This is a genomic window from Pseudoalteromonas sp. P1-8, from assembly GCF_001399985.1.
GTDB lineage: Bacteria > Pseudomonadota > Gammaproteobacteria > Enterobacterales > Alteromonadaceae > Pseudoalteromonas.
On sequence record NZ_LJSO01000006.1, the window covers coordinates 150,490 to 173,921 of the forward strand.

The following is a 23,432-nucleotide window of genomic DNA, read 5'->3' on the forward strand; positions in this document are numbered from 1 at the left end:
TTTACAGAATTTTTAGTATTTAAAACCACGGTGAAGGGCAACAATACCGCCAGTAAGGTTTTGATAACTGGTTTGTTCAAAACCCGCATCTTCCATCATGCCTTTTAATGTTTCTTGATCTGGATGCATACGAATAGATTCAGCAAGATATTGATAAGACTCGCCATCATTCGCAACCAGCTCACCCATCTTAGGTAAGATATTAAATGAGTAGAAATCGTAGGCTTTGCTTAATATCTCTTGTTCTGGTTTTGAGAACTCAAGCACGAGTAAACGGCCACCAGGCTTAAGAATACGATACATTGAACGCAGAGCTTTATCTTTATCGGTCACGTTGCGAAGACCAAAGGCAATTGTAATTAAGTCGAAGCTGTTATCAGGAAATGGCAATGCTTCTGCATTCATTTGAACATATTCGATATTGCCAACACGACCAAGGTTACGAAGTTTCTCACGGCCAACTTTCAGCATTGAAGAGTTAATATCGCCTAAGATAACCTGACCGGTTTCACCCACTAACTGACTAAATTTAGCGGTTAAATCACCTGTACCGCCGGCAAGATCTAATACATAGTGACCTTTGCGAACACCTGAACTTGCAATAGTTTGGCGTTTCCATAAACGATGAATACCGAACGACATAAGATCATTCATTACGTCATACTTTGCAGCGACTGAGTGGAATACATCTGCAACCATTGATGCTTTGTCGTTTTCAGCAACGGTTTTATAGCCAAAATGCGTGGTCTTTTCTTGATTCTCGTTCATGATTAATCTCTATCGTGGCAATAAAGACTAGTGTACTTGATTGTAGCTGTGGGGTGCAATTTGATTATAACTAAATCATCAGATTAGCATGGCTTTTCATGACTTAGCGCAGTTTTGAACTTTATTGGCCGGCAATAAAACTACTTTGTCCAAGTGACTTGGCTTTAGCGGCCGCTAAAGAGGCTTTACGGACTAAGCTGTTAAAGCCGCCATCGCCTTCATGTTTAGCGATACCTAGGGCCAGGGTGATAGCAGGAAGTTTGGTGCCATTTTTTGAGCTGACAAAGCGCAGCTTTTCTACGCCATTTCGTACTTTTTCGGCAATTAAGTTTGCAGTTTCAGGCTCTATATCAGCAAGTAAGATGGTAAATTCATCTTTACTCGTGCGCCCAGGTAAACCGCTTTCTTGTACGTATTTTTGCACTTGCTTGGCGACTTTATTTAAAATGACCTCACCAATGACATCGCCATAGTTTTCAATAAAATGGTTTAAGTTCTCAATGTGAATAGAGATAGCACAAACCGCTTTATTTTGGCCAACCCAAAGTTGGGTTTGTTGATTCAAGTAATGGCGCTTATATAAGCCTGTTTGTTGGTCGGTAATGTGTTGTTTGCGTAATTGAGTGAGTTGTTTTTGGGTTTTTTCTTGCAGTGATTTGGCTTTTGCTATTTCTTGCTTAAATTGACGGTGCTGGTTGAGCAGCACTTCTGATTGCTTACTGAGCATTTTTAATGCGTGACGCGTTTGCTCAATATTGTTTTCATCGATTGAATGCACACAGTCACTAACTTGATCTGCAAAGCGCACAATATTTTGTTCGTTATTGCTAGCATTACGTGAAAGAGTGTTAATTACTGAGTCAACGTTGCGAACAATGGCGGTTTTCATTTTATGGCCTTGCTCTATAAAATCGAAATAAAGCTGTTCTACATAGACACAATCGATGGTTTTTCTTTGTGCGATGGCACGGTCAATAGCGGCGTTAAGTTTTGGATTAGACTGGCTGACGTAGGTGTAAACAACTTGGTAGTTAAGTGGTGACGGCGGTAATGCATGATGTTCTAAAAAGATACATACCTTTGTCATTTTTTCTTGAGCAATAGCCATGGGATCATGGAACATCATTTTTCAATACCACTAAATACGCATATCAACCAATTAATCATCTCTTCCGTAAAGTTTATTTGCTTCCAAGCATAAATACTGAGTCTACAGTAATCTGTAATCAGTCTATTTAAAAGCAAAATCGCTAATTTTGGAACTTAAATTTGTTTCGTTTGTGTCTATTAGCTGATTTTCTCAACAACTTTAACAAGTGTAATTAAAAATTGCTTAAACCTTGCTCATTCTTATTTACACAACGCTGTTAATTTGAGCGTATTTAACCTGAGCTTGGTCGCATTTGCTTGGGTTTTAGCCAGTGCTGCGCTACTTTAGCGATACTGATTAAAACTAAAAAGAATGCTATGAAACAAACACTGTCGCGAACTTTAAACCGTTCTGTTATTGCGGTTGCTTTAGCTTGTACTTTAAGCGCTTGCCAAGTAACAAATATTGATGCTGATCAGCAATTTACTCAAGTAGCCGAAAATATTGTTAATTACCGCCAAAGCATCAGCCCATATGGTAAAGAAAATGGCGTTGATGGTTATTTATTAGAAAATCTATCGGCTGAATTTTTAGAACAAAAATACAAGAAGAATACTGAGTTACTTGCCGAGCTAGACGCTATCGACCGTGATAAGTTATCGGAAGAAAACCGCATTAACCTGACTATTTTGCGTGGCCAAGTGCAAAATAGTGTCGATGAATATGTGTTTAATGCGCACTATATGCCGCTGACATCTGAGTATGGCTTCCATTCTAGCCTATCATTTATGATATCAAGCTCAGATTACACAAAACCACAAGATTACCAGCTATATCTTGCTAAATTACAGCAAATTCCCCGCTATTTTTCGCAAAATATCGGCTGGATGCGTAAAGGTCTTGAAGTGGGTCTAACCCAACCAAAGGCTGTTTTAGAAGGCTATCAAGACTCAATCACGGCTTATATTGTTGATGATGCGACACAGTCTGAATTTTACAAACCATTTTTAAATAACACGGCAGGTTTAAGTGATAGCGAGTTTGCAGCGCTACAAAAGCAAGCGCAAACCATTATCAAAGAACAAGTTATTCCGGCATATCAAGGTTACTTAACTTTCTTTAACAATGAGTATCAACCGGGTGCACGTACAGATATTGGTATTTCAAGTACGCCGAATGGCAAAGCGTTTTACGAAAATCGCGCTAAGTACTACACCACCACAGATATGACGCCAAAAGAAATCCATGAGCTGGGTTTACAAGAAGTTGCGCGTATTCGTGCAGAAATGGAAAAAATTATTGAGAAAGTAGGCTTTGAAGGCTCGTTTGCTGATTTTGTGCACTTTTTACGTACTGATCCGCAATTTTACGCAAAAACACCTAAAGATTTGCTAAAAGAAGCGTCTTACATCGCCAAGAAAATGGATGCGCAGTTACCTAAGTTATTCCACACCTTGCCAAGAATGCCGTACGGTGTTGCGCCAGTGCCAGAGAGTATTGCCCCTAAATATACAACCGGCCGTTACTCAGGTTCTCGCCGTGATGACCAAGCAGGTTATTACTGGGTTAATACTTATGCGCTAGATAAGCGCCCGTTGTATGTTCTTGAAGCATTAACTTTACACGAAGCTGTACCAGGGCATCATTTACAAATCTCGCTAAATGCTGAACTTGAGTCATTACCAAGTTATCGCCGCAATGCATATTTGTCGGCATTTGGTGAAGGTTGGGGCTTATATTCGGAGTTTTTAGGTATCGAGGCGGGCTTTTATCAAGACCCATACAGTGATTTTGGTCGTTTAACCTATGAAATGTGGCGTGCAGCACGTTTAGTGGTTGATACAGGTATGCATATGTATGGCTGGAGCCGCGAACGCGCAATGAAGTTTATGAGCGAAAACACCGCACTTTCATTACATAACGTGAAGACCGAAACCGACCGTTATATTTCATGGCCTGCACAAGCGTTGTCATACAAAATTGGTGAGCTAACAATTAAACGTTTACGCCACGAAGCTGAGCAAGCACTTGGTCAAGATTTCGATATTCGCGAATTCCACCACCAAATATTACGTCATGGCTCAGTGCCAATGTCAGTGCTCGAAGAGCAAATTCAACTTTATATTAAAGCTGAATTAGCCAAACGAGCAGCATAGCGGCATAAAAGAAACGAAAAGGCGTGACTTACATCACGCCTTTTTTGTTTATTGCACGTAATATAAACACCTTATATGCTTTGAGAGATGTCATTTCACAAAGGGGCCTTGGATGAGTGATTTTATAATTTTTAGTATTGATGTTTTTGCCAGCTTGTTTATTTTTGCTCTCGGCATAGGTTTGCTGGTGATTGTGTGCTTTTACATTAGTGATGTGACGCAATCTAAACAGGCGATTCGCCGTAATTACCCGGTGATCGGCCGCTTTCGTTATTTCTTTGAACGCCAAGGTGAATTCTTCCGCCAGTACTTTTTTGCCATGGATAGGGAAGAGCTACCATTTAATCGTGCTGAGCGAAGCTGGGTTTATCGTGCTGCGAAAAATGTTGACCGTACTACGGCCTTTGGTTCAACCCAGAGCCTTGAAGCAACAGGTACTGTGATGTTTATGAACTGTGCGTTTCCAACCTTAGATGAAGATGCACTCGACCCGAGCGAAGTTACGTTAGGGCCTTATTGCCAAGCTCCTTATACAACAAACTCGTTATTTAATATCTCAGGTATGAGCTTTGGTGCCTTATCTAAGCCGGCTGTTCGCGCACTATCGCGAGGTGCAAAGTTAGCAGGTTGTTGGATGAATACCGGTGAAGGAGGGCTCAGCCCTTACCACCTTGAAGGTGGCGCTGATATTGTGTTTCAGATTGGCACGGCAAAATATGGTGTACGAGATGAGCACGGTAAATTAAGCACCGAAAAACTCAAAGCGATTGCTGAGCACGAACAAGTTAAAATGTTCGAAATTAAAATGAGTCAAGGTGCTAAACCCGGTAAAGGGGGGATGTTACCAGGGCGCAAAGTGACTGCTGAAATTGCAAAAATTCGGGGTATTCCTGAAGGGCATGACTCGATTAGTCCAAATGGTCATCCAGAGATTAAATGCCCAGCAGATTTACTCGACATGATTGAAACGGTACGCAGTACCACAGGTAAACCAACCGGTTTTAAAGCGGTGATTGGTGAATACACTTGGCTCGAAAGCTTGTTCAGCGAAATTAATAATCGTGGTATAGAATCAGCCCCTGACTTTATCACTATTGATAGTGCCGACGGTGGAACGGGCGCTGCCCCTCAACCCTTGATGGATTCAGTTGGTTTACCGCTACGAGAGAGCCTGCCTTTGGTTGTTGATCTGCTAAAAAAACATGGTCTCAGAGAGCGAGTGAAAGTGATTGCATCGGGTAAGCTAATCGTACCGTCAAAAGTGGCTTGGGCACTCGCTCTGGGCGCTGATTTTATTGTGTCGGCGCGTGGTCATATGTTTTCGCTTGGTTGTATTCAGGCTCTACAATGTAATAAAGATACCTGCCCGACTGGTATTACGACTCATAATGAACGCTTACAGCGAGGCCTCGATGTGACCGATAAGGCACAACGAGTCGCCAATTATAATAAGTTTATTCATTATGGTGCAGGGCTGATTGCTCATTCATGTGGTGTATCAAGTGCCCGCGAGTTAGCTCGCCAACATGTGCGAGTGGTACAAGAAAATGGTTTATCAGAGCCGCTCGATAAAATGTATGAGCACTACAATAAATAATCTAGTTGAATAATTAAAAGGCGCATTGAGCGCCTTTTTACTTTTTGACTATCAGTTTAATAAACTGATTAATAACGAAAAAAACTCATCTTTATTGTTACAGCTTGTGGCATTGAGCATCAGTTGCTCGCCAAGTATGAGAGTTTGCTGCTGTACAGCTAAACGAGCTTGCGCATCTTCAATACCGTCTATATCTGCAACATGGGCTAAACCAATAGTCCGGCGAATAAGTTCAGCGCCACAGTAGCCAATCGCATCACGCAATACGTGTTGTAAGTAATCTTCGGTAAAGGCGCGGTTTGCAAAGCTAATATCAGTTGCTTCGCTGCTTGCTAGGTTTAACCAATGTTGCTCAAATTGGCTATAACAGTCTTGTAAGCAGGTTAATAAATGGGTTTGATACTGACGGCGTTTTGCTTGCTCTGTAATACGGGCGTTTTGGGCACAGTAATTTAGTAGCAAGTTACCCATAAATGAGCCGATATCAAAGCCAACAGGGCCAAAAAAGCCAAACTCTGGGTCGATCATTTTAGTGGTTTTGCTATCAACAAAAATGCTGCCACTATGCATATCGCCATGCAATAAAGTTTGCGGGCATGATAAGAACTTAGCTTTTAATTTCGCTGCGGCCAGTTTTAAACCATCATTATTTCGAATACTTTCGACGTGCTCATTAAGCTCAGTTGGGAAATTATTGCGCTCATGCTCAATGTACGGATCAGTAAAGAATAAGTCTTCTGTGATCTTACATAATTCAGGATTAATAAATTGACTGACTTTGGCTTTTTTATCTTCAGCAGATAAGTAAAAGTCTGAGTTATAAAAGCCTGTTCGGCTTAAGTAGAGCGCAACATGACTGGCCAATAATGGAAATTGCTCTGCGTTGATTTGTGCGCCACGTAAAATTTGTAACTCACCTAAATCTTCTAACACGGTTAAAGCCAGCTCTACATTGTGATGCAATATCGCCACGGTATGCTCTGGGCATAACTTACCATGATTAATCAATACTTCGGCTTCGATTCTGGCGCGGTCTAACGATAATGGCCATGACTCACCTACGCAGCGGGCATAAGGGAGTGCTTGCTTTAGAATTACACTGTTGTTGTGCTGATCAGCAACCCGAAAAACTAAGTTTAAGTTTCCGTCTCCAAACTCGTATGCAGTCAGTGCTGCATCAGCAGGGAAGACTGATATTAGTTCATTTTTAACAAGTTCTTTAATGTAATCAACAGCATGCTCTGCATTAAAGGCAGTGTATTTAGCCATGGCTCTATCTCGTAATACAATTAACTTTGAGCATTCTATACCTGTAAGCGTTTAGATGTCCATACATCTAGCTTGTTAGTTATCAAAACTGATGTAAAATAACTATTCACTTAAATTAGTTATTCATTAGTTATTCGGATTCAGTATGCAAGATCTCAGCGCCAGCAGTATTAAATATCAGCAAGGTACGCTAACCGTGCTTGATCAGTATTTATTGCCACATCAACAGCATTGGCATGTATGTAACGATGTTGAAACGATGAAAGATTTGATTCTGACTTTGAAAATCCGGGGCGCACCTTTAATCGGCTTAGGTGCGAGCTTATTGGTTGCACACCTAGCTGAGCAAGGCATGAGTCAATCAGCACTTGCTATTGCCATTGATGAACTAGAAGCAACCCGCCCAACAGCGGTAAACCTTATGCACTGCATGGCCAAGTTACGTGCAGCGCTAACAGAGACTGATTATGTTGCAGCTATTGTCTCTACTGCTGAGCAGTTATTTAAAGAAGATATTGCTCTTTGCGATAGTATGGCAGAGCGTGGTGCTGCCTTGGTTGATAAAGGCGACAACATTTTAACCCATTGTAATACCGGTGCGTTAGCGACTGCAGGTGTAGGCACTGCATTAGGTGTGATTTATAAAGCGCAGCAACGCCATGGTGATATTCATGTTTGGGTTGATGAAACACGACCGCTACTGCAAGGCGGTCGTTTAACGGCTTTTGAGCTTGAGCGCTGGCAAATTCCTTATACCTTGATTTGCGATAACATGGCGGCGAGTTTAATGGCTGCGGGCAAAGTAGATAAAATCTTTGTAGGTGCAGACCGTATTGCTGCAAATGGTGATTTTGCCAATAAGGTAGGCACATATAACCTTGCTGTGTTAGCGCATTTCCATAACATTCCATTTTATGTCGTTGCGCCACTTACTACACTTGATACACAAACGTTGTGTGGTGCAGATATCGAAATTGAGCAACGCAGTCCTAATGAAGTGCGCGGTGTTAGTGGTAGTTTTGGTGAAGCGATGTGGGCACCGATTAACGCGAAGGTTTATAACCCGGCATTTGATGTGACACCGGCGAGCCTAGTCACAGGCTGGGTGCTCGATAGCGGAGTTTATAACCAGTCCGATATCGAGCAAGGTATTCTAAAACAGTTAAAGTCGTAAATTACTCTGCGCTTTTTTTAGTGTAGAGCTCAATGCTATTTTGATTGTTGGCAGTTAAGAAGGTCACTGCCAGCTTGTCGTTTTTAGCATTAAGGCGCGATATATAGTGAGAAGGCTTCATTTGAAGTACTGACTCAACGCCCTGCATTGTGGCTAAATTAATGCTGAAAACTTCAGTATCAGTGGCGATATACAAACTATGTAGGTTACTTGCCATCGACACAATAGAAGGCTTTAACTCAGTTAGTTTGTCTGGTGTAGTCAGCTCACTATAGGTGTTGTTATCGCTGTCTAAAAGCAGGTATTTATCGTATTTAGAATGCACAATCAGCTGTGTATCGTCATACCAGGCAATAGCTAGGGGTGTATCTATAGTGCTTTTAATCACTTCATCGCTGTTGGTGTGAAGAATCATTATTTGATTTAGCTGATTGCTAAGATCGGTATATAGCACGGCAATCTTGTTACCCCTTATAGCTGCCAGCTTGGTACTACCAGGAAGTGTCCAGTGCTTAATTTCTGAGAAATCAGCAGCATTTAATAATGTTAATTGCTGATCGGCTTTATTAAAGCTAACAAGTCGGCTACTGTCACTATTTGCTGCAATTACTGAACTATCTTCACCAATTTTGCCAGTGATATTGATGTATTGGTTTGCTTTTCTGAGCCAGTGTTGTCGTTCTGAAAACTCAAAGTCAGAGAAGTACACATCATTATTGGCTAATGCGACTAAGTCGTCTTCATGCTTATTCGCTGTGGCGATGTAGCTCATTGTTTTTGAATTAAGGTCAAAGACTGCGGCATCTTTATCGTGAAGGTCTGTACTGATCAATACACTTTCTTTGCTTAAAGGGTAAGCATAATTTGCTCGTTTTACTGGCGCTTTTATAGCGGGTTGTCGACTCATACTATCAAAAGAGAATGACTCAATAGTTGAGGTGCCGCGGCTATACCAAATTAGTGAGTTGGTCTGCTCATCATATGTGGCTACCCATGCACGGTAATCGTTGGTAGTTAAAAGCTTTAGCGAGCTGCCATCTAAATTCGCCATGTATATCTCTACTTGGCCAACATTATGGCGCTCAAAGATGATGCGGCTCGGGTTTTTTATAGTTGTTAAAATAAAGTCCCCAGTGCCAGTGATGTTGGGTGTGCTAATGCGAATTTCTTCACCGGTTTTTAAATCTTGTGCATATAAAGCATATAAATGAGTTAAGCCACGGTAATTATTACGCCTTGAAATTGCGACATCACCCACTTCAATGTACTGACTTGGCTGAGAATTAAGTAAAGATTGGTTGATACGTGGCTTTATTAACGCTTCACTTGATAACAGGTTGCTTGCTTGCCAAGTGATGCAATCGCTGTAGTCTTTGTTTTCACAAGAGCCGTAAAATAATCGCTCTCCATCCTCAGACCAACCCTGTAAAAAGATATTGCCAGAGGCAATCACGTATTCTTTTTTAGTGGTTAGATCGACGACAAAAAGACTTTGACCATCATTTTCTAGAATATAAGCAAGCTTAGTTTTGTCATGGCTTAGCATTAAACGATAGTGAGAGCCTTTATGCCATGAAATGGTTTCAGCTTGTAGGTCTAAAAATGGCGCGTCGTTTTGTACTTCATCATTTGCTTTAGGCTGTTGTGAAAATAACCAAATAGCAGTAATCAATAAACCAAGCACTAACGCTGCAAAAGGCCATGGCCAGCGTGAAGAATGCGCTTTTTGTTCATTAATGGCCGTAGGTTTAACTTGAGTATCAGCGTCTTTATCTACTGTTATTACATTTTCTGTTTTTAGCGGCTCTGTACTCACAGTGTGATCAAGAGGCTTAACTTCAATAAATAGGCTATAACCTTTGCGATAATGGGTTTTAATGGTTTGCCCGGGCTGTTTTTCTGATTTAAGAGTTTTTCTTAGTTCAGAGATGGCACGGTTAATGGCATTGTCATCAACAAAGCTTTGTTGCCAAATATTCTCAACCAGCTCTTGGCGAGTGATAATGCGATCATTATGCTCAATAAAGAAACACAGTAATTTAAATAATAAAGGTTCTAGTTCACGCTTATGAGTGCCATCGCTGATGGTTTGCTGCTGAGTGTTAAGTTGCCACTCACCCACATAAATAACGGTATCGCGTAAGGGTGAAAATGCCGACCCCATGTTTAGTCCTTTAGCAAATAATTAGTACTTATTAATGGGGAGGATAATAGCAGCTTTTGTTCTTAATTTGGGTCTTTTTGTTTTATATTTGTAAATTAAAGGCTGTTTTTTGCAACATATAGCCAAGCTTGGTTGTTACATTGGAATGTTTCTGCAATTCGCTGATAATCATCTACTTCGTAAGTATCTGCCTGAGCAAGCTCTTGTTCGGTGATTAAATAAATAGTGCCATTAACAATATCAGTTTGTTTGCCTGTTTTGATTAAAGCCGGGTGAAAACGTTGACCACTACTTTTAAGTACGGCTTCGTCGGTGATCTCGACTTCACCAATGACATACCCAGTTAGCGTAGCAGGTTGACCTTCGAGCAAACGCCCGAAGGTATCAAGCTGAACCTGCGGGTACTGTAAGGTACCGTACGAGAATAGTTTTTCCATGTTAGTCCAGCAGTGGGAAGTTGGTAGCAATAGTTGACTCAGTGCTTTTAGCGACCCAACCTTCGGTATTATTGAATAAGCGAATTGCAGTAAATTCAGGGTCGTTGCCCATATCAAACCAATGTGGTGTGAGTTCTGGTACTGAAATTAGGTCGCCCTGTTGGCAAAGCACTTGATACACTTTGTCGCCTAAGTGTAAGCAGAATAAGCCTTGGCCTTTCACAAAAAAACGAACTTCATCTTCGCTATGTGTATGTTCAAACAAGAATTTACTGCGTAGTTCGCTGGCATTTGGATTACCCTTAGCAAGCGAAATAACATCCACTGTTTGATAGCCGCCTTCAGCTTTTAAGCGCTCTATATCTTTAGCATAAGCAGTTAAAATAGCGCCATGACTGGTCTCTTGGTCAATCTGTGCCGTTGCTTGCCACTGCTCAAAGCGAACGCCAACCGCATTCAGCTCACTCGCAATCGCGCTTAAGTCTTCACTATGAAACAGTATGTCGTTTGCGTTGTTATCGTTATAAATAGTTAATTGACTCATGCTAACAGCTCCGCGCTAAATTCCGAAAAGTCGTTGATATATGGGTGAGCATCACTTACCGCTTGGCCATCGCGAACAAGGTGCAAAGTTCTAAGGCCTGCTGCTTTGGCAGCATCAAGCTCTGCCACCATATCGCTTAAAAACAATACTTCGGCAGCGTCAAATGGCAGCTCGGCGATAATATTCTCATAAGAGCTTTGCTGTTGTTTTGCACCGACTTTAGTGTCGAAGTAATCACTAAATAAAGGTCTAACATCACCGTAGTCAGAAAACTCAAAAATCAGGTGTTGGGCTTTTACTGAGCCTGATGAGTAGACATATAAACTTTTACCAGCATGCTTTTGGGCTTGTAAAAAGTCATAAGCATCTGGGTAAAGGTGGCCAGTAAAATCACCACTTTCGTAGCCCGTTTGCCAAATTAACCCTTGCAACTGCTTGAGTGGGGTAATTTTTTGATCTGTTTCAATCCAATGAATTAAATGTTTAATGACCGTGTCGATATCGGCTTCGGGTTGTTCAATATGTGCTTTAACGGCCTCAATTTGGGCTGCTACTTCTGGGTCGCTTTGATGTGACTTTACAAACTCAGGTAATTGCCCTGCCGCGTAAGGAAATAATACGTCTTTAACAAAAGAAATGCGGGTAATTGTGCCTTCAATATCGGTTAAAATTGCTTTGATCATGGCTGAACTCCAGCTTGAATACCTTCTAGTTTTAGGCGCTCAAGCTCACAGCTAAATAGAAACTCTAATCCTTCTAAATGGCGAAGTACTTCTTTGATATCTCGACCAACGACATATAAACCATGGCCACGAATTAATACAGCATGCTCAATAGGCGTGTGAAGGTGATGATCACTGACCAGTAAGCTTAAACGGTCAATGTCTTGGTCATTATCAAAAATAGGAATAGTTAAGGTATCTAAGTGCGATTTGACACCGCTTAAAGATTTTTGCATTTCGTAGCCATGCAAATTGATAGCGTGGCCTTTGATCACGCGAGATAACACGGTTGCCGCAACAGAATGAGTGTGCAAAACAAATTTAGCTGATGGGATCAGCTTATACATATTTAAATGTAGCTCAGTTTCAGCTGATGGGTTGCCAGAGCCTCTAGTGCGATTACCTTCATGATCAAATTCAATAAATGCATGAGTGCCGAGTTGACCTTTATCGAAACCACTTGCTGTGACGACATAACCGCTTGCAGTGCGGGCTGAAAAGTTACCACCAGTAGCAGGGACCCAGCCACGTTGGCTTACCCATTTACCAGCTTCAATTAGTTCTGAAATAGCGGTATTGTTATGCATATATTCCTCGACATTCTAAAAGTTATTTAGACGGCTATACATCTGTTTTAAGCAATGATAGCATCGCTTCGGGCGCAAAACCATCTTTAAGGAACCTCTGTGTTTGAAAGTAAATTGCCGAATTTAGGCACCAGTATTTTTAGTCAAATGACCGCTTTAGCAAATAAGCACCAAGCGCTTAATTTATCTCAGGGTTTTCCTGAATTTGATGCGCCAGAATTACTAAAAAAACAGCTCAATCATTATGTACTTGAGGGGGTAAATCAATATGCGCCTTCAAGTGGGGTTGCAAAGCTACAACAGCAAATAGCGGCTTTGATAGCTAGAAAATACCATAACAACATAAATTACGAGCAACAAGTTACTGTCACTTCAGGGGCAACAGAGGCATTATTCGTAGCAATTCAAGCGCTTGTTAAAGAGGGTGATGAAGTTGTGGTATTTGACCCCGCGTATGACTCGTATCAACCGGCAATTGAGCTTGCTGGCGGTCGCTCAGTTCATGTTGCTTTGCATGCGCCAGACTACAAAATCGATTGGCAAGCTGTAGCCGATGTTATAACAGACAAAACACGTGTCATCATCATCAACACGCCACATAACCCAAGCGGTAAAATCTTTAAAACAGAAGATATTAATGCCCTTAAAGCGCTTGTTACTAAGCATGATTTATATGTAATTAGCGATGAAGTGTATGAGCACATTACCTTTGATGGCGCTTTGCATTTAAGTGCGCTGACCGACCCTGAGTTATTTGCACGCAGTTTTGTGATCTCAAGCTTTGGCAAAACCTTTCACAGCACCGGCTGGAAGATGGGCTATTGTGTTGCACCTGCTCAGCTCATGGTGGAGTTTCGTAAAATTCACCAATATGTGACTTTTTCAAGCTTTACGCCTGCCCAGCATGCACTAGCTGATATGCTCGAGTTAGAGCCAGAACATGTTGATGAACTTAGTTGCTTTTATCAACAAAAGCGCGACTTGCTCAGCGAAGCACTAGCGCAAAGCCGTTTTAAAATATTACCAAGTGAAGGCACCTACTTTTTATTACTCGATTACAGTGATGTGTCTGATCTTGATGATGTTGAGTTTTGCCATTGGTTGGTCGAGCAAGCGGGTGTTGCAGCTGTACCACTCAGTGTGTTTTATAACAGTGCAAGCAGCGACAAAGTGATTCGTTTATGTTTTGCTAAAAATGATGACACATTAAAACGTGCCGCGGAGATTTTATGCCAACTTTAACCTTAGCTTTAGTGCAGTCATCACTGCATTGGCTTGATAAAAGCGCTAACCTTGCGCACTTTACAGAGCAGCTTAACAGTTTAAACGAGCAGGTTGATTTAATTGTCTTGCCAGAAACATTTGCCACGGGTTTTGCGATTAATCTAGATTGCAGCGAACCAGAACAAGGCGAGGTACTTAGCTGGTTAAAAGCCACTGCTAAGCAAAAAAATGCTGTGGTTGCAGGCTCTGTTTTAGTTGCAAAAGGCGACAAAAAGGCTAATCGCTTTTATTGGGTTTGTCCAAATGGCGAAGTGAAGTATTACGACAAACGCCATTTATTCTGTTTAGGTAACGAAGGCAGTTTCGTCGCAGCAGGCGAGCAGCGCGAGATATTCGCTATCAATGATTTTCGTATTTTACCGCAAGTGTGTTACGACTTACGCTTTCCTGTATTTCAGCGTAATTGCAACGACTACGATGTGATGATCAACGTAGCGAATTGGCCAGCAGCTCGTCGCCATGTATGGGATACCCTTCTAAAAGCACGCGCAATGGAAAACCTTTGTTATGTCGTGGGTGTGAATCGCATTGGTGCTGATGGTAATAATGTTGCCCACAGTGGTGGTACTGCCGTTTATGATTTTAAAGGCGACACCTTGGCGAAGCTTGAAGATGACCAATCGGGCATCATTATTCAGCGCTTAGAAAAATCACCGCTTGATGACTTTCGAAGAGCGTTTCCTGCTCACTTAGATGCTGATCAATTTCAGTTACTGTAATTGCTCGAAGCCGCATACTCAAAAATTTGTTAAACTCATGGTTGGATTATTTACTATAAGCAATCATGAGTCGCAAAATCACCCCCGTTATTCTTGCTGGTGGCATAGGTTCTCGTTTATGGCCTTTGTCGCGTAAAGCGATGCCTAAGCAGTTTTTATCTTTACTTAGCGAAAAATCACTGTTACAGAGCACGCTTTTACGAGTGGCTGACTCACGATTTAATGCGCCAATTTTAGTGTGCAATGAAGAGCATCGCTTTATCGCTAAAGCGCAAGTTGCAGAAATCACAGATAGCTATACTTTATTGCTTGAACCTGAAGGTAAAAATACCGCGCCAGCGATTGCCTTGGCCGCTGAATTTGCATTGCAAAATGGTCTAACCGATCCCTTACTAGTCATGCCTGCTGATCACCATATCAGTGATTTTGATAAGCTTATTGCCTGCTTAGATAATGCGATAGCGCTTTGTCAGCAACAACAATTAGTAACCTTTGCTATTACTCCCACTGAGCCACATACCGGCTATGGTTATATTCGCCAAGGCGAGCCATTAGCCCATGAAGGTTGTTTTAAGGTGGCTGAGTTCAAAGAAAAACCAGCCCTGCAATTAGCCGAAAAATACCTTGCCAGTGGTGAGTATGGCTGGAATAGCGGCATGTTTTTATTTTTACCAGATGTGTACTTAAGCGAGCTTAATCGTTTTGCCCCAAAGATTGCTGACAGTGTCGCAAAAGCGGCAAGCTTCACCGCAGATTTAGGTTTTCAAAGGCCTGTTGCGGCTGCGCTCACAGCATGCCCAAGTGATTCTATTGATTATGCTATTTTGGAGCGTAGCGCTAACGTTGCTGTTATTCCTGTTGATTTAAATTGGAGCGATGTTGGCAGCTTTTCAGCATTGTCGAAAATCGCAGAAAAAGACCAGCATGGCAATTATTTAGCTTCGCAAGGGGTGAGCTTAGGTAGCGAGAATAATCTACTTATAAGTGAAGCTGACCACACTATCGCGGCGCTCGGCGTGAGTAATAAAGCAATTATACATACTCATGATGCCACCTTAGTGGCAGACAAAAGTGCGCTCGATAAGCTCCCTGATTTACTTAAACAGCTTGCTGTTGTCGATAACGATAAACTAACCCACCATCAAGCCGTATTCAGACCTTGGGGCAACTATCGAACTTTAATTGAAAGCACTGGCTTTAAAGTAAAGAAAATCATCGTAAACAGCGGCGCAAAACTCTCAACTCAACGCCATCAGCACCGTGCAGAGCATTGGGTTGTTGTTTCTGGAGTGGCAAGTGTGCGAGTAGGCGATGACGAATTTGAATTAACAGCTGATCAATCTTGTTATATTGCAGCTAAGCAATTGCACAGCCTTGCTAATCAACAAAACACGCCACTGATCGTTATCGAAGTACAAACCGGAGCGATACTTGATGAAACTGACATCGAGCGATTTGATGATAGGTATGGGAGGGAGTAGGTTGGTTTTCGCGGAGCGAAACCCAACGTAAGCGGAGTTATCAGCTTTCAGCCGTCAGTTGAGCAGTAGGCTTGACCTAGAACGTTTAAATTTTACCCTTGCTAACTCGTTAAAAATATAACTCTTCGTATTATTATTTCTTTTTTACCGAGTGAAAATCATAGTATTCACTTTAAAATATATAAATAAGTTTAGCTATTTTCGATGATAATTTACTTTATATGAATTAATACTTTTATACCATTTTTTATTTTTGAGTAAACATTTAATTGCAAAGTTGTATTTTTATTGTTACTTTTTTGTTGCTAGGTATCTTATCTCCACAAGATATCGTATTTAGTAGAATGGAGAAAGCTTTATTAAGGAAATACAATAAAATGAAAAGATTAAAGAATGTTAAAGTTGCAGCTGTTTTGGCTGGTGTACTATTTACAGCTCCTTCTATTGCAGTATCTGCTGAGACAGATAATATAGATTACACATCAGCATCACACACTCTATCAAATGAGATTGGTACAGGTTCTGATAATGCATGTATTAATCCAATCTATAGATATTTGGGTTGGTGCTCTAAAGAATAATATATAAACTTTTTTACGGCTCACATTGAGCCGTATATTAAATTTTCAAATACTGAACTTACAAACCCCTGATATATCCCCCCAAATTGTCTACTTTTAAAGTTGGCGAAAGTTCCATTCTATTTATTGTGCTTATCAGTAATTGTTGCTGTTGTTTTTCTAGCTTTAGTTCTGCGCTAAGTAGCTCTTTGCGGATGGTAGGGTAGTCTGAAATCTCGTTTTGAATAGTTTTCAGGTAGGCGCGTGTGGCTCGTAGGGGCTGTAAAGCTTGTTGGTCAAACTCGGCAATGCACGACTCAAGCTCACTCAGTTGAGAGGCTGTTACAGCCAGCTCTAAAGAATCAAGATAATAAAGCAGCAGGCAAAGGTTAACATTTTTGCCTTGCTGGTCTTGATAGCCTAGTAGCTTTGCTTGCATGCCGTCTTTGCTGTAAAGCTTGCATGCAAACTGCCAAAACTGTTCGCTGTTAAGCGGTTTCATCGGCAAAGGCCTGCTCTTTTTCTTCAAGTTCTTCAAGTGCTATGAGTAGCTCTTCTTCAACGTCATTAAGCTTGGGTGTTAAGCTTGCTTGCTTAGCGAGCAGCTCTGTCAGTTTGGCTTTATTTTCATCATTATATAAGTCATTGTCGGCAAGTGCGTTTTCGATTTCACCAAGTTCTGTAGAGTACTTATCAAGTTGCTTTTCAAGCTTTTCGATTTGCTTTTTCAACGGCTGCACTGACTTTCTGAACTCAGCTTCTAAGCGCTTTTGCTCTTTGCGGTTAACGCTTGAATGGGCTTTAGGGGCATTATCTTCAGGGCTTTTAGCAGCTTCTTTATTGGCATTCAGTAGCCATTGGTAATAGGCATCAAGGTCATAACCAAATTGTGTTACTTCGCCGTTATCAACGAGGTAATACTCATCAGCGGTATTTTTAAGCATATGACGGTCGTGCGATACGGTAACCATAGCGCCTTCAAAGCCTTGTAGCGCCATAACTAAAGCATGGCGCATTTCTAAATCGAGGTGGTTAGTCGGCTCATCCAGTAACAGTAGGTTTGGCTTTTGGTACACCAGCATAGCTAGCACTAAACGGGCTTTTTCACCGCCAGAAAATGGCGCAACTGGCTCAAGAGCTTTATCGCCAAAGAACGCAAAGCCACCTAAAAAGTCACGCAGTGATTGCTCTGGAGCTTGCGGATTTAAACGTTGTAAATGGGTAACCGCGCTGGCTTTTAAATCAAGTGACTCAAGTTGATGCTGCGCAAAGTAACCAATATTTAAGCCCTGATGCTGAAATACTTCACCTGCTTGAGGTTGTAAATCGCCAGCTAATAATTTAATCAGTGTTGATTTACCCGCACCATTTCGGCCAAGCAGCGCAATACGGCTACCCGGCACAAGGTTTAGCTTGATGCTGTGTAAAATTGTGGTGTCGCCATAGCCTGCTTTGGCTTGGTCGAGAGTCATTAACGGGTTTGGCAGCGCTGTAGGCTCGGCAAATTCAAAATCAAAGGGTGAGTCAACATGGGCTGGGGCCAGCTTTTCCATACGCTCTAGGGCTTTTACGCGGCTTTGTGCTTGCTTAGCCTTACTGGCTTTTGCTTTGAAGCGTGTAATGAATTTTTCTAGATGAGCAATTTGTTCTTGTTGCTTTTCGAACATCGCTTGTTGTTGTAATAAGCGCTCTGCTTTTTGGCGTTCGAATTGCGAGTAATTGCCTTTATAAACATTTATTTTTTGTGCGTCTATGTGCCAAATTTGGTCAACAACGGCATCTAAGAACTCTCGGTCATGGGAAATAAGCACTAGAGTGCCTGTGTAGGCGCGTAAAAAGCGTTCTAACCAGTAAACAGCATCGAGATCTAAGTGGTTGGTTGGCTCATCCAGCAGTAATAAATCGGCATCACGAATAAGTGCTTGTGCTAAGTTTAAGCGCATACGCCAACCACCAGAAAAGGCGCTCACTGGGTTGTCTATTTGCTCATTACTAAAACCTAAACCGTGTAATAGCTCTCCTGCTTTTGCCTCAATGCTATAGCCTTGAATATGTTCTAGGCCAATATGTGCTTTTGCTTGCGCATCGCCGTCGTTATTTTGCTCAGCTTCGCGTAGTGCAATTCTTAGCGCGTAATATTCAGGGTGACCTTGTAATACATAATCTAGAGCGCTGATTTCGAGCGCGGGTGTTTCTTGCTTCACAGAAGCAATTGACCAGTCTTTAGGAATTTGGCATTCACCGGCATCGAGTTGCAATTCAGACTTTAATAGCGCGAACAGCGTTGATTTACCACAGCCATTAGCGCCCACAAGGCCGACTTTATGTTCTGGGAATAAGGTTGCAGAAGCCCCTTTAAGTAAGGCGTTACCACCACGTAGAAGTTCGATGTCTGAAATTTGGATCATGAATGTTTACTTGCACAGCACTGATTTAATTGTCGCTATCATAACACGGATCACATTAGCCTTCGCAATCGTATCAAACAGAGAATTATTAGGCTAAAATAGCCGCCTACATGCCACGGGAGATCATCTATGAGACAAAAGAAACGCTTTATTGCTGGCGCATCATGCCCTGAGTGTAAGGCCATGGATACCATGATGCTTTATAAAGAACATGATGTGGAAAAAGTGGAGTGCGTACAGTGTGGCCACAAAATGACGCAACCAGAGCAGGCAGTGCAAGCCTCAACACGCCAATTTGAGCAAGTGATTGGTGTTTTTAAGCCGGGCGATTAATTCCCGGCTCTATCACTACCTAATTAATAGTGCGGCGGTGGCGGCTCTTGCATTTGTGACATTAAAGATGGCTGCTGTGCTTCTTTAATCTTTTCTGCAAGTAACTCTGTCTGGCGTTTCATTTTAGCCAGCTGCTGTTGGTGCGCTTTAAGCTCATCGTTTAATATTTCAATTGTTTCATCTTGAAAAGCGACTTTCGCTTCAAGTTCCATTAGACGATCTTCAATTGTATTCATTTGATTCTCTTAGATTAAAACTTTCAGCGAATCCGCTGGAGCTTTCGGTTAATAACGCTTGGTTGTTATCAGTAAACGCAACATCTAACACCACGGCTGATTTCGGGCGGCTTCCTTCTCGAGGAATCACTTGCCACGTTTGTAATTTTTTACCCGACTCTAGCTGCCATAAATCAACCAATCGATTGGGTGAACCTGTGGCAATTAAAGTGCCCTCATCGTTAAAACGGACGGCGGTAAAAATTTTCTGACGCGCAATATACGCCAGTTTGCTAACAAGATCACCTGTAGTCAGTTGCCATACATTTGCTTGCTTCATACTGTCTGCGGTAAATGCGTAACGACCTTGTGGATCAAGGGCGACTTGAGTAACGCGACTAGGGTGATTAAAGCGGTGAATCACTTGCCCTGTGCGAGTATCCCAAAAGTAAGCAACATAATCATTTGAGCCGCTAATGGCGTAGTGACCGTTAGGTGATAGATCAACAACATTGACTTTTTCTTGGTGGCCAAGGAACTCTATGCGCCTGCCACTCTCTAAGTCGAGGTAAACGACTACACCGTCGGCGCGACCATATAATACACTGCGCCCTTGGTTACTTATCGCGATATCTCGAATTGTTGAGGCGTGTATTTTGTAATAACCCGTGTTGTTGCCCGTGGCAATGTCCCACACTGCAAAGGTGGACTTCTCAGCGGTAACTGCATGGCTATTGTCGAACGAGATAGCAACAGTATGAACTAGGCTATCTTGATTTTGTTGTTGGAACCATTGGTATTTTAGCACCTGTTGTTGATTATCCCACAGTGCGACCCCATGGTGTATTGATGAGATTAAGCTGTATTTACCATCGTGCGACAGCGCGGAGGCGAAGGCACCTTTAGCCGCATGCTCATAGCGTGCAGTTGATTGCTCATGTTGCTCAGAGCAGGCTACAACTAAGCAAAGGCTGAGCAGATACAAAAAAGTACGAAATATCGACATATTACGAGTATTTCCCCTTAACTCTTAGTGATTGAGAGGTTAGACTAGGTCTCGTTGAAGGCCTAGGTTGTTAGTCTAATCGCTGATCATGCATAGGCATGACGTTAGTTATTAGACAAGCAGCCTACCATGTAGGTCGTTAATCTTTAACTAGTAATAATACAATAATTGACAACTGCAAAGTGTGTCGGAGATATAAAATGAGAAAGACGATTAAATTGTCATTGATTGCAGCGTCAGTTTTAGCGCTTACAGCTTGTAATCAGGAAGCAAAAAAAGAACAGCAAGCTGAAGTTAAACTAGAGACTGAAGCTCAACAACAAGCATACGGTATTGGTGCATCTGTTGGTAATTTCTTAAACCAAGACCTTGCTGATAAAAAAGCGCTAGGTGTTGAACTAGACGAAGCACTTCTTAAGCGTGGTTTTGAAGACGCACTAGCGGGTAACGCTAAACTTGATGACGAAAAAATTCGTGAAGTGTTAACTGCACTTGATCAAAGCATTCGCACTAAACAACAAGAAAAAGCGAAAGTAGAATCTGAAAAGAGCAAAGCTGAAGGCGAAAAATACCTAGCTGAGAACGCGAAGAAAGAAGGCGTTACAGTAACTGAATCTGGCCTACAGTACGAAGTGATCACTGAAGGTGAAGGCGAAAAGCCAGTAGCAACTGACGTTGTTAAAGTTCACTACAAAGGCACTTTATTAGACGGTACTGAGTTCGATAGCTCTTACTCACGTAATGAGCCAACTACTTTCCCACTTAATCGTGTGATCCCAGGTTGGACTGAAGGTTTACAATTAATGCCAGTTGGCTCTAAGTACAAGTTCACTATTCCATCTGAACTTGCATACGGTGAGCGTGATCTTGGTAAGATCCCAGCAAACTCAACGCTTGTTTTCGAAGTAGAATTACTTGAAATTCAAAGCGATGACAAAGCTGTACCAGCTGAGTAATCTTTAACTCAATAAAAAAGGGCTTTTTAGCCCTTTTTTTATGCGCGAAGTTTATTAACTAAATGCCGCTTCTTTCATTTTTAATGTGCCACTATCTGCATTAAGCTCAACCACAGTGCCAACAGGCAGAATAAATTGCCGCTTAATATGGCCAATCATGGCCCCACGATAAGCAGGGATCCCCAGCGGTTTTATATAATCTGCAAAAATATCGTCAAGGGTTAAAGAGCCATAACCACGGCCTGGCTTACAGTCATTACAATCGCCAAATACAAAGCCTGCAATTTTATCCAGTGCGCCCATAAGTTTTAGTGTGCTCATCATCCTGTCAATTCTATACGGTGCTTCGTCGATATCTTCTAAAAATAAAATTGCGCCATTAAAGTCAGGTAAATAATTCGAGCCTGCGAGGGCTGTCAGTACCGTTAAGTTACCGCCGATTAATCGTCCAGAGGCTTTACCTGGTGTAATCGTTTGGGTCAGGTACTGAGTGTTAACAAGCTCATCATCGGCTTTTGGTAAGTTTTGGAAATGCATCAATTTACGCGTTTCGAACATGCTCTTAAATTGCGCAACATGAAACGGGTTCCAGTCGCTTGATGCATTTGGGCCATGAAAGCTGATTAACCCAGCTTGAGACAGTAATGCATTGTGAAGAGCGGTAATATCTGAATAGCCCAACGGATCATTGCGTAGTCGAGCAAAGGTAGAATACGGGCAGCGCCTGAACCGCCACGTAAACACAAAATGGCATCAACCTCTTTGTCGCTGAATAAACTATTTAAGTCGCCGGCTCGCATTGCATCAGTGCCAGCTAAATGCCCACGTCTTGCTAAAATGTTTGGTGCAAGCTTAGCCTTGTATCCCAGTGCCTCTATAACGCCTTTTGCTAGTATGATATCAGCCTGTTCGGCAGTGGCAGCTGACGGGCTACACACACCAATTGTGCCGCCTTTTTCCAGCGCTTTTGGCTTAATTAATGTTTGGGTACTGCTATTCTGTGCCGCCATTAAAGGAGCTGATGTCAGACTTGCGCCGGCGGCAAGAATTGAAAGTGACTTTAAAAATGACCGTTTATTCATAGCGAGCCTCATGTTTTTATAGTATGAGTATCGCATTGAAGAAAATATTTCAAATATTTGTTACAAAATGGAATAGATGATTCTTTTTGGCAAGGCGAAAACACTTCAGCAGAGAGTGCTTCTCTGCTGTGCAACTATGCTGTTAGCTGGTGTGATTAGAATATAAGTTGTCGATTAACTCATCTTCTAGCTCAAAGCGCAGTTCAAGTGCTTCGCCTAAGATTGATAGGTCTTTATCAAACTCATCAAGCAAGTCATCTTTGTCAACTTCTGCGTATTTGTCGTTAAAGTCGAGTGCTACATCTGTGGTTTCAGAAATGCGCGGGTATAAGGCATTCGCCAGCTTTTGGCTCTCAGGACCTTTTTCTTCACACGCTTTGGCAATGTCGTCGTAAATTTCGAAATGGCCAGCAGAAAGGTAATCCATCAGAATTTGGCAAAAGTTTTGAATTTGCAGCTGATCAGGAAGGGCATGATCTTTCTTTTCGTACGGTGAAAAGCCTGCAATACGGCAGAACAACACAAGCAGCTCTTGACGTTCTGTGAGCCATTTGTCGATTACAGAGTGACTACCACCCCACTTTTGTTGAGCTTTTTCCAAACGCGTCAGCATATTTCATCTCCTCGCTGAGTAGGTTTTCCTTTGTATATATAAAAAGGAAATATGACACAAAGATCAACTAAATTCTTAGTGTCTAATTGCAACAGATTGTAAAAGTCATTCTAAAGACATACTTTTTAGCGCTGAGTAGGCCAAAAAATAACCGCATTTTAAGAGTGGACTTTTTTTGCTCTCATTGCAGTGTATGGGAATTGATTCAAAACTACTAGTATTAATTTTGCAATTTTTATCTAAGCGGATGAGTAGTAATTTGCTGAT

General features: G+C 41.8%; 23 protein-coding genes and 1 pseudogene. 9 read left to right on the forward strand and 15 right to left on the reverse strand.

What is annotated here, in order from left to right:
* Window positions 1-12 precede the first annotated feature (12 nt).
* Complete coding sequence (gene ubiE / locus AN213_RS10345; RefSeq protein WP_055020565.1) at window positions 13-768, reverse strand: bifunctional demethylmenaquinone methyltransferase/2-methoxy-6-polyprenyl-1,4-benzoquinol methylase UbiE; 756 nt, start codon at window positions 766-768, stop codon at window positions 13-15.
* Window positions 769-889: 121 nt separating this feature from the next.
* Window positions 890-1,876 carry a GGDEF domain-containing protein gene (locus tag AN213_RS10350; RefSeq protein ID WP_055198581.1) on the reverse strand — a complete coding sequence of 329 codons (987 nt, stop codon included), beginning with the start codon at window positions 1,874-1,876 and terminating at the stop codon, window positions 890-892.
* Between the two features lie 359 nt (window positions 1,877-2,235).
* Here AN213_RS10350 and AN213_RS10355 point away from each other — a divergent pair, with 359 nt between their 5' ends.
* Complete coding sequence (locus AN213_RS10355; protein ID WP_054562920.1) at window positions 2,236-4,014, forward strand: DUF885 family protein; 1,779 nt, start codon at window positions 2,236-2,238, stop codon at window positions 4,012-4,014.
* Between the two features lie 112 nt (window positions 4,015-4,126).
* Window positions 4,127-5,611 (forward strand): FMN-binding glutamate synthase family protein, encoded by a 1,485-nt coding sequence (locus tag AN213_RS10360; RefSeq protein WP_055198582.1) that lies wholly within the window; start codon window positions 4,127-4,129, stop codon window positions 5,609-5,611.
* A gap of 51 nt (window positions 5,612-5,662) precedes the next feature.
* Here AN213_RS10360 and mtnK read toward each other — a convergent pair whose 3' ends face one another.
* Complete coding sequence (gene mtnK, locus AN213_RS10365; protein WP_055198583.1) at window positions 5,663-6,880, reverse strand: S-methyl-5-thioribose kinase; 1,218 nt, start codon at window positions 6,878-6,880, stop codon at window positions 5,663-5,665.
* A gap of 145 nt (window positions 6,881-7,025) precedes the next feature.
* On the opposite strand from mtnK, the gene mtnA reads away from it, so the two are divergent.
* Window positions 7,026-8,054, forward strand: coding sequence for an S-methyl-5-thioribose-1-phosphate isomerase (gene mtnA, locus AN213_RS10370; RefSeq protein WP_055198584.1), 1,029 nt, complete (start codon window positions 7,026-7,028; stop codon window positions 8,052-8,054).
* Window position 8,055: 1 nt separating this feature from the next.
* Here the strand turns inward: mtnA and AN213_RS10375 are convergent, their stop codons facing one another.
* The 5 genes from AN213_RS10375 to AN213_RS10395 form a co-directional block, all read right to left on the reverse strand.
* Window positions 8,056-10,218 carry a winged helix-turn-helix domain-containing protein gene (locus tag AN213_RS10375; RefSeq protein WP_055198585.1) on the reverse strand — a complete coding sequence of 721 codons (2,163 nt, stop codon included), beginning with the start codon at window positions 10,216-10,218 and terminating at the stop codon, window positions 8,056-8,058.
* 95 nt (window positions 10,219-10,313) lie between these two features.
* Complete coding sequence (locus AN213_RS10380) at window positions 10,314-10,655, reverse strand: gamma-glutamylcyclotransferase family protein (protein WP_055020559.1); 342 nt, start codon at window positions 10,653-10,655, stop codon at window positions 10,314-10,316.
* Window position 10,656: 1 nt separating this feature from the next.
* Entirely contained in the window at window positions 10,657-11,199 is a 543-nt protein-coding gene (locus AN213_RS10385; protein WP_055020558.1) for an acireductone dioxygenase, read from the reverse strand.
* Window positions 11,196-11,882, reverse strand: a complete 687-nt coding sequence (gene mtnC, locus AN213_RS10390; protein WP_055198586.1) for an acireductone synthase — start codon at window positions 11,880-11,882, stop codon at window positions 11,196-11,198. The genes AN213_RS10385 and mtnC overlap by 4 nt, the downstream gene beginning before the upstream one ends.
* Window positions 11,879-12,508, reverse strand: coding sequence for a methylthioribulose 1-phosphate dehydratase (locus AN213_RS10395; RefSeq protein WP_054562912.1), 630 nt, complete (start codon window positions 12,506-12,508; stop codon window positions 11,879-11,881). The genes mtnC and AN213_RS10395 overlap by 4 nt, the downstream gene beginning before the upstream one ends.
* Before the next feature lie 99 nt (window positions 12,509-12,607).
* Here AN213_RS10395 and AN213_RS10400 point away from each other — a divergent pair, with 99 nt between their 5' ends.
* From AN213_RS10400 to AN213_RS10415, 4 genes are all read left to right on the forward strand, one after another.
* Entirely contained in the window at window positions 12,608-13,750 is a 1,143-nt protein-coding gene (locus AN213_RS10400) for a methionine aminotransferase (RefSeq protein WP_055198587.1), read from the forward strand.
* Window positions 13,738-14,511: an amidohydrolase gene (locus AN213_RS10405; RefSeq protein ID WP_055198588.1), complete on the forward strand. Its 774-nt coding sequence runs from the start codon at window positions 13,738-13,740 to the stop codon at window positions 14,509-14,511. Before AN213_RS10400 ends, AN213_RS10405 begins: the two co-directional genes overlap by 13 nt.
* Window positions 14,512-14,576: 65 nt before the next feature.
* Entirely contained in the window at window positions 14,577-15,992 is a 1,416-nt protein-coding gene (locus AN213_RS10410; protein WP_173637077.1) for a mannose-1-phosphate guanylyltransferase/mannose-6-phosphate isomerase, read from the forward strand.
* A 377-nt stretch (window positions 15,993-16,369) separates the two neighbouring features.
* On the forward strand, window positions 16,370-16,573 hold the full coding sequence (locus AN213_RS10415; protein WP_055198590.1) for a hypothetical protein: 204 nt from the start codon (window positions 16,370-16,372) through the stop codon (window positions 16,571-16,573).
* Window positions 16,574-16,631: 58 nt separating this feature from the next.
* Here the strand turns inward: AN213_RS10415 and AN213_RS10420 are convergent, their stop codons facing one another.
* Window positions 16,632-17,054 carry a TIGR02444 family protein gene (locus tag AN213_RS10420; RefSeq protein ID WP_055198591.1) on the reverse strand — a complete coding sequence of 141 codons (423 nt, stop codon included), beginning with the start codon at window positions 17,052-17,054 and terminating at the stop codon, window positions 16,632-16,634.
* Window positions 17,041-18,960 (reverse strand): ATP-binding cassette domain-containing protein, encoded by a 1,920-nt coding sequence (locus tag AN213_RS10425; protein ID WP_054562907.1) that lies wholly within the window; start codon window positions 18,958-18,960, stop codon window positions 17,041-17,043. Before AN213_RS10425 ends, AN213_RS10420 begins: the two co-directional genes overlap by 14 nt.
* Before the next feature lie 129 nt (window positions 18,961-19,089).
* On the opposite strand from AN213_RS10425, the gene AN213_RS10430 reads away from it, so the two are divergent.
* On the forward strand, window positions 19,090-19,293 hold the full coding sequence (locus AN213_RS10430) for a YheV family putative zinc ribbon protein (protein WP_054562906.1): 204 nt from the start codon (window positions 19,090-19,092) through the stop codon (window positions 19,291-19,293).
* Window positions 19,294-19,316: 23 nt separating this feature from the next.
* Here the strand turns inward: AN213_RS10430 and AN213_RS10435 are convergent, their stop codons facing one another.
* Entirely contained in the window at window positions 19,317-19,529 is a 213-nt protein-coding gene (locus tag AN213_RS10435) for a SlyX family protein (protein ID WP_054554490.1), read from the reverse strand.
* Window positions 19,516-20,514, reverse strand: a complete 999-nt coding sequence (locus AN213_RS10440) for a WD40 repeat domain-containing protein (RefSeq protein ID WP_055198592.1) — start codon at window positions 20,512-20,514, stop codon at window positions 19,516-19,518. The genes AN213_RS10435 and AN213_RS10440 overlap by 14 nt, the downstream gene beginning before the upstream one ends.
* Window positions 20,515-20,714: 200 nt before the next feature.
* Here AN213_RS10440 and fkpA point away from each other — a divergent pair, with 200 nt between their 5' ends.
* Window positions 20,715-21,470 carry an FKBP-type peptidyl-prolyl cis-trans isomerase gene (gene fkpA, locus AN213_RS10445; protein ID WP_054562904.1) on the forward strand — a complete coding sequence of 252 codons (756 nt, stop codon included), beginning with the start codon at window positions 20,715-20,717 and terminating at the stop codon, window positions 21,468-21,470.
* Between the two features lie 54 nt (window positions 21,471-21,524).
* Here the strand turns inward: fkpA and AN213_RS20400 are convergent, their stop codons facing one another.
* From AN213_RS20400 to AN213_RS10455, 3 genes and pseudogenes are all read right to left on the reverse strand, one after another.
* Entirely contained in the window at window positions 21,525-22,028 is a 504-nt protein-coding gene (locus AN213_RS20400; protein ID WP_408002934.1) for an LD-carboxypeptidase, read from the reverse strand.
* Window positions 22,029-22,139: 111 nt separating this feature from the next.
* Window positions 22,140-22,588, reverse strand: a pseudogene (locus tag AN213_RS20405) (LD-carboxypeptidase); the annotation flags it as partial.
* Window positions 22,589-22,694: 106 nt separating this feature from the next.
* Complete coding sequence (locus tag AN213_RS10455) at window positions 22,695-23,165, reverse strand: Rsd/AlgQ family anti-sigma factor (RefSeq protein ID WP_054562902.1); 471 nt, start codon at window positions 23,163-23,165, stop codon at window positions 22,695-22,697.
* Window positions 23,166-23,432 lie beyond the last annotated feature (267 nt).

Excerpts from the sequence above, each read along its gene's own strand:
- ubiE (WP_055020565.1), bottom strand. The coding sequence starts at position 768 with ATGAACGAGAATCAAGAAAAGACCACGCATTTTGGCTATAAAACCGTT.
- AN213_RS10350 (WP_055198581.1), bottom strand. The coding sequence starts at position 1,876 with ATGGCTATTGCTCAAGAAAAAATGACAAAGGTATGTATCTTTTTAGAA.
- AN213_RS10355 (WP_054562920.1), top strand. The coding sequence starts at position 2,236 with ATGAAACAAACACTGTCGCGAACTTTAAACCGTTCTGTTATTGCGGTT.
- AN213_RS10360 (WP_055198582.1), top strand. The coding sequence starts at position 4,127 with ATGAGTGATTTTATAATTTTTAGTATTGATGTTTTTGCCAGCTTGTTT.
- mtnK (WP_055198583.1), bottom strand. The coding sequence starts at position 6,880 with ATGGCTAAATACACTGCCTTTAATGCAGAGCATGCTGTTGATTACATT.
- mtnA (WP_055198584.1), top strand. The coding sequence starts at position 7,026 with ATGCAAGATCTCAGCGCCAGCAGTATTAAATATCAGCAAGGTACGCTA.
- AN213_RS10375 (WP_055198585.1), bottom strand. The coding sequence starts at position 10,218 with ATGGGGTCGGCATTTTCACCCTTACGCGATACCGTTATTTATGTGGGT.
- AN213_RS10380 (WP_055020559.1), bottom strand. The coding sequence starts at position 10,655 with ATGGAAAAACTATTCTCGTACGGTACCTTACAGTACCCGCAGGTTCAG.
- AN213_RS10385 (WP_055020558.1), bottom strand. The coding sequence starts at position 11,199 with ATGAGTCAATTAACTATTTATAACGATAACAACGCAAACGACATACTG.
- mtnC (WP_055198586.1), bottom strand. The coding sequence starts at position 11,882 with ATGATCAAAGCAATTTTAACCGATATTGAAGGCACAATTACCCGCATT.
- AN213_RS10395 (WP_054562912.1), bottom strand. The coding sequence starts at position 12,508 with ATGCATAACAATACCGCTATTTCAGAACTAATTGAAGCTGGTAAATGG.
- AN213_RS10405 (WP_055198588.1), top strand. The coding sequence starts at position 13,738 with ATGCCAACTTTAACCTTAGCTTTAGTGCAGTCATCACTGCATTGGCTT.
- AN213_RS10410 (WP_173637077.1), top strand. The coding sequence starts at position 14,577 with ATGAGTCGCAAAATCACCCCCGTTATTCTTGCTGGTGGCATAGGTTCT.
- AN213_RS10415 (WP_055198590.1), top strand. The coding sequence starts at position 16,370 with ATGAAAAGATTAAAGAATGTTAAAGTTGCAGCTGTTTTGGCTGGTGTA.
- AN213_RS10420 (WP_055198591.1), bottom strand. The coding sequence starts at position 17,054 with ATGAAACCGCTTAACAGCGAACAGTTTTGGCAGTTTGCATGCAAGCTT.
- AN213_RS10425 (WP_054562907.1), bottom strand. The coding sequence starts at position 18,960 with ATGATCCAAATTTCAGACATCGAACTTCTACGTGGTGGTAACGCCTTA.
- AN213_RS10430 (WP_054562906.1), top strand. The coding sequence starts at position 19,090 with ATGAGACAAAAGAAACGCTTTATTGCTGGCGCATCATGCCCTGAGTGT.
- AN213_RS10435 (WP_054554490.1), bottom strand. The coding sequence starts at position 19,529 with ATGAATACAATTGAAGATCGTCTAATGGAACTTGAAGCGAAAGTCGCT.
- AN213_RS10440 (WP_055198592.1), bottom strand. The coding sequence starts at position 20,514 with ATGTCGATATTTCGTACTTTTTTGTATCTGCTCAGCCTTTGCTTAGTT.
- fkpA (WP_054562904.1), top strand. The coding sequence starts at position 20,715 with ATGAGAAAGACGATTAAATTGTCATTGATTGCAGCGTCAGTTTTAGCG.
- AN213_RS20400 (WP_408002934.1), bottom strand. The coding sequence starts at position 22,028 with ATGTTCGAAACGCGTAAATTGATGCATTTCCAAAACTTACCAAAAGCC.
- AN213_RS10455 (WP_054562902.1), bottom strand. The coding sequence starts at position 23,165 with ATGCTGACGCGTTTGGAAAAAGCTCAACAAAAGTGGGGTGGTAGTCAC.